This is a genomic window from Nonomuraea ferruginea (genome assembly GCF_039540635.1).
GTDB lineage: Bacteria > Actinomycetota > Actinomycetes > Streptosporangiales > Streptosporangiaceae > Nonomuraea > Nonomuraea ferruginea.
Genome location: NZ_BAABFD010000002.1, coordinates 261,811 through 273,672 on the forward strand (window position 1 = coordinate 261,811; position 11,862 = coordinate 273,672).

The window sequence follows — 11,862 nt, forward strand, 5'->3', positions numbered from 1 at the left end:
CCGATCGGTCCCGGTCAGGAGCCACGGAAGAGTTGCTCCTCATCATCACGCGACCGCGTCGGTCACTGAATCCAGTCGAAGCGGCCGGGTCCGCAGTAACTCTTCCCATTGATCTTTCCGCATACCTGGTACCAGATCTGCACACGAGGACTGACGGCCCCGGAGATCGAGAACGAGACCTCGTTTCCGGACCCGTAGAGACGTCCGATCTGCCCGCTACCGGAAACGCTGGGCCTTTCCCAGTAGAGCCCTGCCTCGGTCGCTCCCTCTTCGACCTTCAGCGTGAACGAGTTACGGCCCTTGCTCATGTTGTGAGTTCCGCTGTTGAACCATGCCTTGGCGACCGGCCGGTCATTCCAGTAGGCGGCGCTCTCACTGGTCGCCGCGCTCGCCGGTGACGCTACGAAGACAAGGGGCCGGACGATCGCGGCGGCAATGGTCGATCGGATGGAGCTTCGCATCGAGAAACTCCTGAAAGTCAGGGACTGGCACTCCCGTGTTCGGCGGATGCCTGAGGTTGCCCTCCCAAGGATTTCCAGCCTCGCGGAACCGCGCCAATCTTTTCGACCGTGACGCAAATGCGCAGGTCAAAAGAACCGGGCCCTTGCACCCATTCCAGCCAACCGGGAAAGACGAGGCTTGACGCAGTCAGGTCCCGGTGCCGAATCCGTCCATCGCTTCCCGCTCCTCCAGGCTCTGCAGTTCCTGGAACACGGTGATGTGCATGCCACCCGGCGCGTCCAGGCGGGCGTTCAGCGACTGCCAGGGCGTGACGGTCGGCGGCGCGACCTCATCGGCTCCGGCCGACGTCAGACGGTCGACGGTCTCCCGCGTGTCGTCCACCTCGAACGCGACCCGGAACTTGGGCGCCACCTGCCGCCCCACCTCCACGTCGTCGATCATCCGCTTCTGCGCCGGATTGGCGATCTCCAGCGTCGCCCGGCCAGCCTCCAGGATGACCACCTCGGCTCCGTCACCCCCGGAGAACGCCGCCTGCTCCGGCAGCCCGAGCACGTCCCGATAGAACGCGACGGCCGCTTCGTAATCCTCCGCCTCCACAACCAGACGCAACTGCCGGACCGCCTTCGGCTGACGCTCGCTCGACATGGTCATGCCCTCCACAGAAATCCTCCGGCGTGGCCCACCCGTGTGATGCCTGGAACGCCGCGCACCCCATCGTGCTCGAACCGGATCCGGGCGTCGAATGGAGGCAAGACGTCGAGCGGCCGCGCGTCCATGCGCGCGGCCGCTCGCGGGAAAAACGACGACGGTCAGGTGAAGTTGACGTCGCTGCAGAAGTAGTACGTCTGGTCCATGTGGGACGCCTTCCAGATCGTGTAGATCACGTGGCGGCCGGTGCGCGAGCCCTTGGTCAGGCTGGTGATCAGGTAGTTCTCGGCGGGCGCGTACCGGGGAGTCTCGCGGACGAGCTCCAGGTGGTTCCAGCCGAGCGGGGTCGTGGTGGCGTCGTAGCCCTGGCGGGTGATGTAGACCCTGATGTAGTCGGCGCCGTGGCGGGCCTGGTCGTACAGCCGCATGCTGAACGAGCTGCCGACGTTCGTCATGGTCCAGGCGCCGGGGGTGTCCATGGAGCGGTAGCGGCCGTCCTGGGTCCGGCCGGCGCTGCAGAGCTGGCCGTTGGGGACGGCGGCCTGGTGGTTGCCGCCGACGTTGTCGCGGTAGAGGCCGTTCCAGTTCCACATCGCGTTGGTGTTGTCCTGCCAGGCCTGCCAGCACATCGGGTCCTGCTGCTGCATGGCGGGGTTCTGGAAGTCGCTGCCCCAGCGCAGCCAGCAGCCGTAGTTGCGGGAGGCGGGGTCGACGATCGAGCCGTGCGCCGAGGCGGTGCCGGTCAGGGGCATGGCGAGGAGGGTCACCGTGGCGGCGAGCAGCGCGAGGATGCGCCGCGCCCGGTGGCGGGGTCCGGCGTGGGACATAGTGCGGTCTCCGTGTTCCGGTAGGGGGCCGGTGGTGGGAGCGCTCCGTCCGGTGACGGTATCTGACCGCTGAAGGCCACGCCAATGACGGCATGATGTCAAGGGCTGAAGTGGACGAACCTACCAGGGGATGAGCTGGGGAAAGGGCTTTCCGAAGAGGGCTCGTACGGGGTGAAAATTTCAGCGGTAGCCGGGGTTGGCGACGGCGAGTTTGGCGCGTACGGCCTCCTTCAGGAAGGGCGCCAGCAGGGGGTTGTCGTCGAGGCGGCCCTCGCGGATCGCGGCGGCGAGCTCGGCGTCGGAGGCGACGCCGAGGGCCGCCAGGCGGGTCTCGTGGTCGAGGGCCTGGGACGGGCCGAGCTCGATCTCGCGTTCGACCATGGCGAGCACGTTGATGGCGACCCTGGTGTGGAAGCGGACCCGGCCCTCGGCCGCCGGGAGCACGTCCGTTTCGAGGAACTCACGGACCGCGGCGACCAGCTGGGCAGATGTCGGGGCGTCGTGCATGCTGTTCTCCGTTGACCGGACAGTCGTTTTCGGTTGAGATCCTTGCATGAGTTTCGCCGTGCCTGACAGGGTCCGCCCGCTGCGGGATGCCGTGTACGCGTTCATGACCGAGCGGGTGGAGCCCGCGGAGCGCGCCATCGAGGAAGGCGGCCGGGAGGCGCTCCGCGAGCTGCAGGAGGAGGCGAAGAAGGAAGGGCTCTGGGCGCTCGGGCACCCGAAGGAGCTGGGCGGCGGCGGGCTGCCGTTCCTCGACTACGTGTACGTGAACGAGGTGCAGGGGCGCAGCGAGTACGGGCAGCTCGCGCTCGGCACGTACACCTTGCAGGACTCGCTCATGCTGTACGAGCACGGGACCGCCGAGCAGCGGGAGCGCTATCTGGCGCCGCTGGTGCGGGCCGAGATCTCGCCGAGTTTCGCGATGACCGAGCCGGCGGTGTCGAGCAGCGACCCGACGCAGATCGCGACGCGGGCGGTGCTCGACGGCGACGAGTGGGTGGTGAGCGGGCACAAGTGGTTCACCACGGGCGCGTCGCAGGCGGCGTACACGACCGTGATGTGCCGGACCGAGGAGGACGCGCCGCCGCACCTGGCGTTCTCGATGATCCTGGTGCCGACGGACACGCCCGGTTACACGATCGTGCGGGAGACGCCGGTGCTCGGGCTGAACGGGTCGCACTGCGAGGTGCGGTACGAGGACGTGCGGGTGCCGGCGGCCAACCTGCTGGGGCCGCGCGGGCACGGGTTCGTGATCGCGCAGAAGCGGCTCGGGCCGGGGCGGATCTTCCACTGCATGCGGTGGCTGGGGCAGGCGCAGCGGGCGTTCGACCTGATGTGCCGCCGGCTGCACGAGCGGACGGCGTTCGGCGAGCCGCTGGCGAAGAAGCAGCTGATGCGGCAGCACGTGTTCGACTCGTACGCGGAGATCCAGGCGGCGCGGCTGCTGACGCTGCAGGCGGCGGAGGCGGTCGACGCCGGGGGCGGCGCGCGGGTGGAGATCGGCGCGATCAAGGTGGTCGGGGCGCGGATGCTGCACAACGTGATCGACCGGGCGATCCAGGTGCACGGGGCGGCGGGGCTGACTCCGGACACGCCGCTTGACCGGATGTACCGGCACGCGCGGGCCGGGCGGATCTACGACGGGCCGGACGAGGTGCACATCGACTCGGTGGGGCGGCGGATACTCGGCGAGTACGCGGGCGGCGGCAACTGGGAGTTCGGGCTCCGGTGACCGACGTCGACGCGGTGGTGCGGGAGGCCTTCGGCTGCGGGGCCTCGGTCGAGGGACGGGTGCGGCTGCCGGGCGGGGCCTCGCGGGAGACGTGGGCGCTGGACGTGGTCACGCCTGACGGGGTACGCCATCCGCTGATCCTGCGGTCGGGGGCCGACGGCGGGCTCGGTGCCGGGCTGGCGGCCGAGGCGGGGCTGATCCGGGCCGCGCGGGAGGCCGGGGTGCCGGTGCCCGGCGTGGTGGCGGCGGCTGATGCGTACGTGCTCATGGAGCGGATCGAGGGTGAGACGATCCCGCGGCGGATCCTGCGGGACGACGCCTTCCGCGAGGCGAGGCCGCGGCTGGCCGCGCAGTGCGGTAAGGCGCTGGCGGCGATCCACCGGATGCCGCTGTCCGCGCTCCCCCAGGCCGGCGCGGCAGGCGCGGCGGACGATCCGCTGGATCAGTGGCGGGCGGCGCTGGACATGGCCGGGGAGCCGCATCCGGTCTTCGAGCTGGCCCTGCGGCGCCTGGCGGCGGCGCGGCCGGAGCGCGGCCGGCGGACCGTGGTGCACGGCGACTTCCGCAACGGCAACCTGATCGTCGGGCCCGAGGGCGTCAGGGCGGTGCTCGACTGGGAGCTGGCGCACGCCGGCGACCCGCTGGAGGACCTCGGCTGGCTGTGCGTCAAGGCGTGGCGGTTCGGGTCGCCGCTGCCGGTGGGCGGTTTCGGGTCCTACGACGACCTCGTGACCTCGTACGAGAAGGCGTCGGGACACCCGGTGGACCGGGAGGCGCTGCGCTGGTGGGAGACGTTCGGGGTGCTCAAGTGGGGCGTCATCTGCGTCGTGCAGGCCCGGCGGCACCTCACCGGCGAGTCGCGGTCGGTGGAACTGGCGGCGATCGGGCGGCGGGTGTGCGAGAACGAGTGGGACCTGCTGGCCATGCTGGAGGAAAACCCGTTGCGGTGACTCACGCCGGGGCAGCACGCTGAAGCGGTGGCCATCCTCGAGGCGATCAAGCTGGTCAAGCGGTTCGGCCCGGTCACCGCGGTCGACGAGGTGAGTTTCGGCGTAGGCCCCGGCGAGGTCGTGGGGCTGCTCGGCCTCAACGGGGCGGGCAAGTCGACGACGCTCCACATGCTGCTGGGGCTGATCACTCCCGACGCGGGCCAGGTGCGGGTCTTCGGGATGGATCTGGCGCGGCACCGCGTCGAGGTGCTCAGCCAGGTCAACTTCGCCGCCAGCTACGTGGACCTCCCTGGGCCGCTGCTGGTGCACGAGGTGCTGGACGCGTTCGCCCGCCTCTACGCGGTGCGGCGGCCGAAGGCGCGGGTGGCGGAGATGATCGAGCTGCTGGAGCTGGGGCCGCTGCGCGGGCGGCGGATGATGGACCTGTCGTCGGGCCAGCGCACCCGGGTGCAGCTGGCCAAGGCGCTGCTCAACGCGCCCCGGCTGCTGGTGCTCGACGAGCCGACGGCCAACCTCGACCCCGACGCGGGCGACCGCATCCGCGGCCTGCTGTCGCGGGTGGCCCGGGAGAACGGCAGCGCGATGCTGATCACCTCGCACAACATGCGCGAGGTGGAGCGGATGTGCGACCGCATCTGCTTCATGGCGGCCGGGCGGATCGTCGCCGCGGGGACGGCCGCGGAGCTGGCCGGTCATTACGGGGCCGTGGACCTGGAAGAGGTGTTCCTGAAGGTGGCGCGCGGATGACGACTCTGACGCTGCCCCCGCTCGGGGCGGCCGCCCGGCGGCAGCGGATCCTCGGCGTGGTGCGGCGCGACTTCGCGGCGTTGCGGCGCAGCCCGATCAGGATGTTCGAGATCCTGTTCTGGCCGACGGTCGAGCTGGTGCTGTGGGGGTTCGTGACGCTTTTCCTGCAGTCGCAGCGGGTGCCGTTCGTGGTCACGTTCCTGCTCGGCGCGGTGCTGCTGTGGCAGGTGCTGCAGAAGGCCAGCAACGAGATCTCCATCGCCTTCCTGGAGGACATCTGGTCCAGGAATCTGCTGAACGTCCAGGTCAGCCCGTTGTCCAGCGTGGAGTACGTGACCGGGCTGATGCTGTTCGCGCTGGGCAAGGTGGCGGTCGCGGTCATGGTCATGGCGGGGCTGGCGTACGCGCTGTACGGGTTCGGGGTGATGACCCTGGGCGTGGGGCTGGTCCCGTTCATGGGGGTGCTGCTGGTGTTCGGCTGGTCGCTCGGGCTGGTCGGCATCTCGGCGGTGCTCAGGTTCGGCGAGAACGCGCAGGTGATCGCCTGGTCGCTGGTGTTCGTGGTGCAGCCGCTGGCGGGGATCTTCTACCCGGTCTCGGTGCTGCCGGAGCCGCTGCGGGTGGTGGCCTGGTTCACGCCCGCGTCCCACGTGTTCGAGGGGATGCGCACGGTCATGGCGGGCGGCGCGGTGCCGTGGGACCGGATGGCGTGGGCGGCGGGGCTGAACGTGGTCTACGTGGCGGCGACGCTGGCGCTGTTCGGGTGGGCGTTGCGGTATGCCCGGCGGCACGGGAAATTGTCCCGGTTCGGCGACTGACGGCGAGTCCTTCCGGGATTAGTGTCGAACGCATGAAGATCACTCCGAACAGCGGGACCGGGTCCGGGGCCATCACCCCCGACGGTTCCTCCGTCGAGGTCTACAAGAGGATCAAGCCGCGCGAGGAGCCGGACGTCGTGGCCGGCCAGGTGCCGGCCGGCGGGTCGGTGCTCGACCTGGGGGCGGGCGTGGGGCGGGTGACGCACGCCCTGATCGAACGCGGCTACGAGGTGGTCGCCGTCGACGAGTCGGCCGAGATGCTGGCCGAGGTGCGCGGCGCGGAAACCGTGTGCACCCGTATCCAGGACCTGCGGCTGGGGCGGCGCTTCGACGGGGTGCTGATGGCCTCGAACCTCGTGCACACCGCCGACGAGGAGGGACGGCACGGCCTGCTGGAGGCGTGCGCGCGGCACGTGGCCGGGGACGGGGCGGTGCTGATCCAGTGGACGCCGCCGGAGCGGCACGACGCCTGGGAGGTCGGCCGCGGCCGCACCGAGGGCGACATGCGGATCGAGATGTCGGCGCTGGAGGAGGTCGCTCCCGGCGTGGTCAACGCCACCATGCGGTCCGTGTGCGGGGAGCACGAGTGGACGCAGTCGTTCACCTCGCGGCGGCTGTCGGACGACCAGCTGGCGGCCGCCCTTGAGGCGGCGGGGCTGCGGCTGGACCGGTTCCTGACCGACGACAGAACCTGGGTGAGGGCGGTGCCCTCGACCGGTTCGTGACCGGTTCCGCCGCTCGGTGAGGGCTCTGGAGCGGGCGCTGATCGACTGGCAGACTGCCCCCAGGGGAAACGCCATCCGGGAGGTAACCGTGTCCGACGAGTTCGACGTCATCGTGATCGGAGCAGGCCCGGCCGGTGAGAACGTCGCCCAGCGGGCGGTGCGCGGCGGGCTGTCGGCCGCGGTCGTGGAGGAGCGGCTGGCGGGCGGCGAGTGTTCCTACTGGGCGTGCATCCCGAGCAAGGCGCTGCTGCGCCCGGTCGAGCTGGCCGCCGACGTGTCCCGGGTGCCGGGCCTGGAGGTGGGGCCGATCGACACGCGGGCGGTGCTGGCCCGCCGCGACGAGGCGGTCAGCCGCTACGACGACGCCGGCCAGGTGGGGTGGATCGAGAGCGTGCCCGCCACTTTCGTGCGCGGGCGCGGCAGGCTCGACGGCCCGCGCCGGGTCGTCGTGGACACCCCGGACGGCGGCGAGCGGGTGCTGACCGCCCGCCACGCCGTGGTGCTGGCGACCGGCAGCGTCGCCTCGGTGCCGCCGGTGCCGGGGCTGAGGGAGGCGGAGCCGTGGACCAGCCACGAGGTGACCGCCGCCTCCTCGGTGCCCGACCGGCTCGCGGTGATCGGCGGCGGCGTGGTCGGCTGCGAGATGGCGCAGGCCATGCACGGGCTGGGCGCCAGGCAGACGACGATGCTGGTGCGCGGCGGAGGGCTGCTGGAGCGGATGGAGCCGTTCGCGGGTGAGCTGCTGGCCGAGTCGTTCGCGGCCGCCGGGATCGACGTGCGGCCGCACACCTCGGCGGAGCGGGTGGAGCGGCCGGAGCCGGGCGGCAAGGTGACCGTCCACCTGCCGGAGGGCCCGCCGATCGAGGCCGACGAGGTGCTGGTCGCGACCGGCCGCAGACCCGCCACCAAGGGGCTGGGGCTGGAGAGCGTCGGGCTGCCGGCGGACCGGCCGGTCGAGGTGGACGACAGCCTGCGCGCCACCGGCGTGGACGGCGGCTGGCTGTACGCGGTGGGCGACGTCAACGGGCGCAACCTGCTCACCCACATGGGCAAGTACCAGGCGCGGGCGTGCGGTGACGTCATCGCGGCCCGGGCCAGGGGCGAGGCCGACGACCTGCCGGGGATGCGCGCGGTCGCCGACGGGTTCGGGCCGCCGCAGGTGGTGTTCACCGACCCGCAGATCTGCTCGGTCGGGCGCACCGAGTCGGCCGCCCGCGAGGCCGGGTTCCGGGTGCGGGCAGTCGAGTACGATCTCGCGGACGTGTCCGGCGCCTACCTGCTCGGCGACGGCTACCGCGGCCGGGCCAAGGCGGTGGTGGACGAGGACCGCAAGGTGCTGCTGGGTGTAACGTTCGCCGGGCCGGGCACGGCCGAGCTGCTGCACTCGGCGACCGTCGCGGTGACCGGCGAGGTGCCGCTGGAGCGGCTCTGGCACGCCGTGCCGTCGTTCCCGACGGTGAGCGAGGTGTGGCTGCGGCTGCTGGAGGCCTACGGTTTGTGACCGCCGCGCAGGTAGGCGACGGTCATCTCGCCCACCATGCGGCGCAGCCGGTCGCGGTGTTCGGGCGCGGCCATGTCGCGCCCGAACAGCGCGCCGAACGTGTGCTGGTTGGCCACCCGGAAGAAGCAGAACGCGCTGATCATCATGTGCACGTCGACGGCGTCGGCCTCGGTGTCGAAGTCGCCGCTGGCCCGGCCCGCCTCCAGGATGCGCTCGATGACGCCGAGCACGGGCGTGCCGAGGTTGGCCAGGGCCTGCGACTTGCGTATGTGCTCGGCCCCGTGGATGTTCTCGATCGCGACGAGCTTGATGAAGTCGCGGTGGGCCTCGTGGTGGTCGAAGGTCAGCTGCGCGAGCGTGCGGATCGCCTCGACCGGCGCCAGGTGCTCCACGTCGAGGTCGCGCTCGGCGGCGCGGACCTCGGAGTAGGCCTTCTCCAGGACGGCGATGTAGAGCTTCTCCTTGCTGCCGAAGTAGTAGTAGATCATGCGCTTGGTGGTGCGCATCAGCTCGGCGATCTCGTCGACCCGCGCCCCCGCGTAGCCGCGCCTGGCGAACTCCCGCTGGGCGACCTCGAGGATCTCCGCCCTGGTGCGGTCGGCGTCGCGCCGTCGCTCACCGGTGGCTGGCTGCGAGGTCATGTGACTCCACGGGACGGCGGGGACGATACGCCTCATCCTATGACCGCTCGGCGTGCTGCACGGCCAGCCGGACGGCCGCGTTGGCGGCGCCGTACCCGTCGTAGCCGCCGATCCGCTGCACCAGCTCGAAGAACACCCGGCCCGCCGTCACCGTGTACAGGTGCAGGAACTCGCCCTCCTCGTCCCTGTCGTACAGCAGCCCCAGCTCCCTGATCTCCGGGTCCGTCCCGTACCGGGCCTCCAGGTTGTCGTAGTAGTTGGCCGGGATGGGCAGCAGCAGGCCGGGATGGTCCGCGCGCAGCCGCCGGGCGAGCGCCCGCAGGTCGCGGACGGCGAACGCGACGTGCTGCCGGGACGCCTGGCGGGCGACCGTCCTGGCGATGTTGACGACCAGGCGGGTGCCGCCGCCGGCCATGGCGCGGCTGCGCAGCAGGCCGTACGGGTCGGCGACCTCCAGGCTCTCCTGCGGGCGCAGCCCGAGCACGCCGCGGTAGAACAGCGACGCCTCGTCGAAGTGCTGCCAGGGCTGGGTGAGCGCGACGTGGTCGATCCCGGTCACGTCCCCTTCCGGTACGGGCTCCGTACGGGGGAAGTCGGCCGTCCAGTCGGGGTGGTCGGCGTGGCCGGTGCGGCAGAAGAACAGCGCGGTCCCGTCGGGGGCGGCGATGGCGTCCAGCGGCGCGTCGCGGGGCGCGCGCTCGCGCGGCAGCACCGGCGCGAGCAGTTTCCCGGCCCGTTTCACCGAAGCGGCCGGGTCGGGCGTCTCCAGCCCGATCGCCACCAGCGCCGGCTCCTCGTCGGCCGATTCCGCTGGGGCCGCGTTGAGGAGGACGCGGGCGCCGCCCTGCTCCCAGAGCTCGACCGGTTTCGTCCGATGCGTGCCGGTACGGGCGAAGCCGAGGGCCGACAGGATCCCGGGGAGCTCGGCGGAGCCCTCGGTGGCCAGCTCGGCGAAGGCGAACCCGGACGGCACCACCGGCGGCACCCCGTCCGGCGTCAGCGCCTCCTCCAGCGCGATCAGCGACCGCATCGCGTCCAGCGCGGTCCGGCGGGCGTCGGACTGCCGGAAGACGTCGTTGAACACCTCCAGCGACAGCGGTCCCGCGTACCCGGTGGCCAGCACGTGCCGTACCAGGCCCGTCACGTCGAAGCCGCCCTGGCCGGGGAAGCAGCGGTAGTGGCGGCTCCACTGCAGCACGTCCATGGCCAGCCGGGGCGCGTCGGCGAGCTGCAGGAAGAACACCTTCTCCCCCGGGATCGCCTCGATGCCGATGGGGTCGGAGCCGCGCGACAGGATGTGGAAGCTGTCCAGGCAGACGCCGAGCGCGGGATGGTCGGCCGTCCGCACGATCCGCCAGGCGTGCAGATACTCGCTGACGTGCCGTCCCCAGGCGAGCGCCTCGTAGGCGACCCGGATGCCGTGCCCGGCGGCCCGCTCGGCGAGCAGGCGGAGCTGGGCGGCGGCCAGCTCGTCGTCGGGCAGGGCGTCCGGGGAGACGTTCGAGCAGACCAGCAGCGTGTCCGCGCCGAGCCGGTTCATCAGCTCGAACGTGTACTCGGCGCGGCGCAGGTTGCCCTTGAGCACGTCGTCGGGCACCGCCTCGAAGTCGCGCAGCGGCTGGTACATGTCGATGCCCAGCCCCAGGTCGTCCGCCCGCAGGCGGATCTCCTCGGGCGGCAGCGGGCAGGCGACGAGGTCGTTCTCGAACACCTCCACCCCGTCGAAGCCGGCCGCGGCGATCGCCTCCAGCTTCTCGGTCAGCGTGCCGCTCACCGACACGGTCGCGATGGACTTGCGCATGGCGTCCTCCTGTCAGGCGGTGACGAGTTCGGTCAGGTGGGCGAGCATCCGCTCCGCGTCCGGTTTCCTGCCCGTGAACAGGTGGAAGGCGTGGGCCGCCTGGAAGACGACCATGCCGCCGCCGTGGAGGGTGCGGCAGCCCAGGGCTCGGGCCTGGCGCAGCAGCTCGGTCTCCAGCGGCCGGTAGACGATGTCGGCCACCCACAGGTCCGGGCGGAGCAGGGCGGCGGGCAGCGGCAGGCCGGGGTGCCCCGCCATGCCGGTGGGGGTGGCGTGCACCAGCCCGTCGGCGTCCGGCAGCAGCTCCGGCAGGTCGTCCGGGGCCGCCGGGCGCGCCCGGCCCGCGCCGAACCGCTCGGCCAGCTCCCCCGCCAGCGCCCGGGCCCGGCCTGGCTCGGCGTCCACCACCGTCAGCTCGCCCGCGCCCAGCGTGAGCAGCGCGTGCGCGACCGCCGCCCCGGCGCCGCCCGCGCCGAGCTGCGTCACCCGGCGGGTGGGCGCGCCGGGCAGGTCGCGCGCGAACGACTCGGCGAAGCCGGTCCAGTCGGTGTTGTGCCCGACGGCGCGCTCGCCGTCGAACACCACCGTGTTGACCGCGCCCAGCGTGGCCGCGTCCGCCGACAGCCCGTCCAGGTGCGGGAGCACGGCCCGCTTGCAGGGATGGGTGATGTTCAGCCCGTCGAAGCCGAACCGCCGCGCGGCGCGGACCAGCTCCCCCACCTCGGCGGCGTCGGCCGCCTCGATCAGGCGGTAGACGTACGGGATGCCGAGCCGGACCGCCTCCCGCTCGTGCAGGGCGGGGCTGAGTGACGGCCCGATGCCGGAGCCGATGAGCCCGATCAGGTAGGAGGTCATGCTCACCCTCATGAGTTATGTACGAACTAGTGAGTTAGTCATAACATCTCCGGAGCCGTCCCGTGAAGAGACTCTTGACATGAGATCGCGGTCACAGGAGCATGGCGAGCAATTAACTATCTAGTTCGTAACAAGTGCGGGGCCCGGACGGG

At 71.6% G+C, this 11,862-nt stretch carries 13 protein-coding genes; 6 read left to right on the forward strand and 7 right to left on the reverse strand.

Features of this window, described 5'->3' with window-relative positions:
• Window positions 1–62: 62 nt before the first annotated feature.
• The 4 genes from ABD999_RS04520 to ABD999_RS04535 form a co-directional block, all read right to left on the reverse strand.
• Entirely contained in the window at window positions 63–461 is a 399-nt protein-coding gene (locus tag ABD999_RS04520) for a hypothetical protein (protein WP_271276541.1), read from the reverse strand.
• Window positions 462–648: 187 nt separating this feature from the next.
• Complete coding sequence (locus ABD999_RS04525; protein ID WP_345482582.1) at window positions 649–1,113, reverse strand: VOC family protein; 465 nt, start codon at window positions 1,111–1,113, stop codon at window positions 649–651.
• 158 nt (window positions 1,114–1,271) lie between these two features.
• Window positions 1,272–1,937 (reverse strand): lytic polysaccharide monooxygenase auxiliary activity family 9 protein, encoded by a 666-nt coding sequence (locus ABD999_RS04530; protein WP_271277452.1) that lies wholly within the window; start codon window positions 1,935–1,937, stop codon window positions 1,272–1,274.
• Between the two features lie 180 nt (window positions 1,938–2,117).
• The gene (locus ABD999_RS04535; RefSeq protein ID WP_271277451.1) at window positions 2,118–2,444 is read right to left on the reverse strand and encodes a DUF6285 domain-containing protein; all 327 of its coding nucleotides are present in this window, start codon (window positions 2,442–2,444) and stop codon (window positions 2,118–2,120) included.
• Window positions 2,445–2,490: 46 nt separating this feature from the next.
• On the opposite strand from ABD999_RS04535, the gene ABD999_RS04540 reads away from it, so the two are divergent.
• The 6 genes from ABD999_RS04540 to ABD999_RS04565 all read left to right on the forward strand — a co-directional run bounded on the left by ABD999_RS04540 (window position 2,491) and on the right by ABD999_RS04565 (window position 8,413).
• Window positions 2,491–3,672: an acyl-CoA dehydrogenase family protein gene (locus tag ABD999_RS04540; protein WP_148032001.1), complete on the forward strand. Its 1,182-nt coding sequence runs from the start codon at window positions 2,491–2,493 to the stop codon at window positions 3,670–3,672.
• On the forward strand, window positions 3,669–4,622 hold the full coding sequence (locus ABD999_RS04545) for a phosphotransferase family protein (protein ID WP_271277450.1): 954 nt from the start codon (window positions 3,669–3,671) through the stop codon (window positions 4,620–4,622). Before ABD999_RS04540 ends, ABD999_RS04545 begins: the two co-directional genes overlap by 4 nt.
• Before the next feature lie 27 nt (window positions 4,623–4,649).
• Entirely contained in the window at window positions 4,650–5,369 is a 720-nt protein-coding gene (locus tag ABD999_RS04550) for an ABC transporter ATP-binding protein (RefSeq protein ID WP_271277449.1), read from the forward strand.
• Window positions 5,366–6,187, forward strand: coding sequence for an ABC transporter permease (locus ABD999_RS04555; RefSeq protein ID WP_148032004.1), 822 nt, complete (start codon window positions 5,366–5,368; stop codon window positions 6,185–6,187). The genes ABD999_RS04550 and ABD999_RS04555 overlap by 4 nt, the downstream gene beginning before the upstream one ends.
• A 32-nt stretch (window positions 6,188–6,219) precedes the next feature.
• Entirely contained in the window at window positions 6,220–6,912 is a 693-nt protein-coding gene (locus ABD999_RS04560; protein WP_271277448.1) for a class I SAM-dependent methyltransferase, read from the forward strand.
• Between the two features lie 88 nt (window positions 6,913–7,000).
• On the forward strand, window positions 7,001–8,413 hold the full coding sequence (locus tag ABD999_RS04565) for a dihydrolipoyl dehydrogenase family protein (RefSeq protein WP_271277447.1): 1,413 nt from the start codon (window positions 7,001–7,003) through the stop codon (window positions 8,411–8,413).
• Here ABD999_RS04565 and ABD999_RS04570 read toward each other — a convergent pair.
• Genes ABD999_RS04570 through ABD999_RS04580 form a run of 3 tightly spaced genes read right to left on the reverse strand, consistent with a single transcriptional unit; the run spans window position 8,401 to window position 11,710 of the window.
• Complete coding sequence (locus ABD999_RS04570; protein ID WP_148032007.1) at window positions 8,401–9,054, reverse strand: TetR/AcrR family transcriptional regulator; 654 nt, start codon at window positions 9,052–9,054, stop codon at window positions 8,401–8,403. The two genes, ABD999_RS04565 and ABD999_RS04570, sit on opposite strands and share 13 nt — an antisense overlap.
• A 37-nt stretch (window positions 9,055–9,091) precedes the next feature.
• Window positions 9,092–10,855 (reverse strand): bifunctional sugar phosphate isomerase/epimerase/4-hydroxyphenylpyruvate dioxygenase family protein, encoded by a 1,764-nt coding sequence (locus ABD999_RS04575; RefSeq protein ID WP_271277446.1) that lies wholly within the window; start codon window positions 10,853–10,855, stop codon window positions 9,092–9,094.
• 12 nt (window positions 10,856–10,867) lie between these two features.
• Window positions 10,868–11,710 carry a shikimate dehydrogenase gene (locus ABD999_RS04580; protein ID WP_271277445.1) on the reverse strand — a complete coding sequence of 281 codons (843 nt, stop codon included), beginning with the start codon at window positions 11,708–11,710 and terminating at the stop codon, window positions 10,868–10,870.
• Between the last annotated feature and the right edge of the window lie 152 nt (window positions 11,711–11,862).